General features: G+C 47.9%; 3 protein-coding genes. All 3 read left to right on the top strand.

Annotated elements, in window-relative coordinates; genetic code table 11:
* Positions 1–668 (top strand): LysR substrate-binding domain-containing protein (locus KDK18_RS11380; protein WP_257255022.1); only part of this gene is annotated, 668 nt, incomplete at its 5' end.
* A 42-nt stretch (positions 669–710) separates the two neighbouring features.
* Positions 711–1,583 (top strand): aspartoacylase, encoded by an 873-nt coding sequence (locus KDK18_RS11375; protein WP_257255021.1) that lies wholly within the window; start codon positions 711–713, stop codon positions 1,581–1,583.
* Positions 1,584–1,694: 111 nt separating this feature from the next.
* Positions 1,695–3,175 (top strand): hypothetical protein (locus KDK18_RS11370; RefSeq protein WP_257255020.1); only part of this gene is annotated, 1,481 nt, incomplete at its 3' end.

Raw genomic sequence — 3,175 nt, 5'->3', positions numbered from 1 at the left:
GTGCCACTCTGACTATTGGCAATTATCTGGCCGTCAACATTGTTGCCCGGATGATGAGAAACAAACCGGGCACCCATATTGATCTGGAAGTGGCCAATACCGCCAACATTACCGGGAAGGTTCTGAACTTTGATCTGGATATCGGACTGATCGAAGGAGAGTTGCACCACCATGATCTGAATGTCATTCCCTGGTGCGATGATGAACTGGTTGCCTTCTGCGCACCGGGCCATGCCTTCGAGCACAAAACCCAACTGACAGATCAGGATCTTTTGAGTGCTGGCTGGATTCTTCGTGAAGCCGGTTCGGGTACCCGTCAGGCGTTTGATCGAGCCATGCATGGCATTTTACCCAAACTGAACGTGGTGATTGAATTGCAACACACCGAAGCTATCAAACGGGCCGTTGAAGCGGGTCTGGGAATTGGCTGCCTGTCAAGAATTACGCTTCAGGATGCCTTCAGTAGGGGCAGTCTGATACCTTTGTTAATTCCCGACAGAGATTTGAGCCGACGATTCTATTTCATCATGCATCAACAAAAATACATCAGTCAGGGAACCAGGGAACTCATTCAACTCTGTCGTAGCTGGGCCGCCGACGCTTCAGAACCTCAAAGTTCTGCGGACGCCGTTATGCCTTTCACTTCTCAGGAAGTTGTACAAACCTGAAGCCGGGATTAGTCTTGTAGCCAGTGCAAAAAAGGTCTGATTATGATAAAAAAAATCACTATAGTGGGCGGAACCCATGGCAACGAGTTGATTGGGCCCCATCTGATCAGAAAGTTGGAGCAGGACGGCAGCTTCAAAGAGAGCACCATTCCAGTGGATTACCTGCTTGCCAATATTGAAGCTCATAAAGCAGTCAGACGGTTTATGGATGCCGACCTGAATCGATCTTTCACGGATGAGGTTCTGGACGGCGATGATGATTCGGTCTACGAACACCGCCGAGCCCGGGAAATCAATCGGCTGCTCGACCCCAAAACCAACGATGGCCGCTTTATCATTGATCTGCACAGTACCACCAGCAACATGGGAATGACTTTAATCATCAAAGATCAGGCTGCTTTTAACCTTCAGGCCGCCTCCTATGTGCAACAACATATGCCGGATGTAAAAATCATTCTGAGTGACCGTGATAGCCAATTCAGCCGAACGCTCAACAGTCTTTCTGATTATGCAGTGACTATTGAAGTCGGCCCTCTTCCCAACGGCGTTTTGCGACACGATCAGTTTGCAGATACTGAATCAGTGATCCGACACCTGGTCGACTTCACCCATTTATCAGAAAGCGAATGGAACAACGCCCTGCCCGCCACCACTGAAGTTTATACCGTCACGGATCGAGTCTTTTATCCTAGAAACGACGATGGACAAGTATCCGCCATGGTTCACAGCTCTCTACAGGACGGGGATTTTGAAGAGTTGAAGCCGGGCATGCCGATGTTTCAGAATATGGATGGTACCGTCACCCCTTATCAGGGTGAACCCGGATACCCTATCTTTATCAATGAAGCAGCTTACTATTACGAGAACACGGCTTTTGTCATGACAAATAGGAAAACGGTTAGTCCGGGCAATTAATAATCAAAAACAAAGCGTTTATTATTACTATTTGATCTGTAAGAAAAACGAAAGCCCTGCATTTCATTGCCTAACCTATCTATCCTCTGCCTATGAAATGCAGGCAACATTATGCCAGACGACAGACGCCCTTTGACCCTGAAGTCTCTTTCTTACCTCAAGGCTCTCAGGCTTTTTTTCAGCCCCACTCAACTATCTAACGTTTTGACACTGACCAGCCTGTTATTTCTCTCCGGTATTAATCAGGCTACCGTCTTCTCACTGCCCAATCAGAGTCAGTTTTCCAGTACTCTTAATTTTCTCCCTGTTGAGGATGAAGAGATTCCGGGTCTCACGCTGAATCAACTCAGAAAAAAGGTTCTCAAACAGGATTTTCTCTGGCCCAAAAATAAAGAAGGACATAACTCATTATTTTTCCGCTCTGAGGTGTCCAGCGCCTCAGGTACAGGAAGTCTCAACATCTTTCTGGTACCTTCCATTATTCATGAGGCATCCTTTGAAGAGACACCTTTTTCTATTGATCTGCTCACCACTTCGTCTGAAAGCCGTTACTGTTCAGTGGAAACCTGCCATAAAGACACTCATGCATTACCACTGGAAAAAATCATCAGCAGCCACGAAAACTATCATTCCAATACCTTCCCGGTTTTTCATGCTACATTGCCCTCGGTATCCCGATCAGAGATTAATTTTCATAGCCCTCTGATCTGGCAGGGCAAGAGCCATTGTCGTATCCATGGCAACAAGCCTGGCTCCAGATGCTCAACCATCAGCTCCGTCGTCATGCACTTCAAACCCGACAACCCGAATCAGCAGGAGCAGCTGGCCGTTCATATTCTAAACCGCGAAACGCTGGCCACCAGAGAAGCCATCATTGATGAAATGGAAGCGTTTCTGGGCGATGACCAAAAGATCGAAAAAATGCTGGATGTTGTTCTGGAATTCCGTGATGTCAAAGTAGGGGATCACAGAATCAAGGAAAAAGGCCCCTGGTATCCTCTGGGTTATATGAAATGGCTTTATATACGACATTGGATGTATCCGGGAATCACTCATTTCGCTCCCATCTATAAAGAAATTCCTGAGGAACCGGAGCCTCTCTGGAAAATCAGGAATATCGCTCAGGGGTTCAAGCAATACGAAGATGAACTCTGGGAAGAAGGGACTGTGTCAGGCTCAGTCTACAGTGGTAATCATGATCACTATGGCTTCCTGAATGAGATCTTTGGCATGTTCTCCCACAGCAATGCCATTCAGAAAGACCTGAGCCCAAGCGCGATGTACTTTGAGAGCTGCGTCGTTAACATGATGCTGGAAGCTCTGGGCGGAAACAGTATTCAGGATGAAGGTCTTGGTAAACCGGACGGAGTGATCACCAGTAGCGGCTCCATGAGCATCAAAGCCGCTCTGAAAGCATACAGAGACAGGGCTGTGGCCATGGGCATCAGGAATCCGGAGATCATTATTCCTTCCACGGCTCACCCAGCCTTCAAACGGGGGCCCGTCGACCTTGTCGTCAAGGTGGCCAAGGTTCATGAGGACACCGAAGGAGCGTCATACACTGTAGACCTTGATGAAGTGCGCAGCCTGAT

It is taken from the genome of Endozoicomonas sp. SESOKO3, from assembly GCF_024606255.1.
This window is presented reverse-complemented; position numbering and strand designations above follow the sequence as displayed.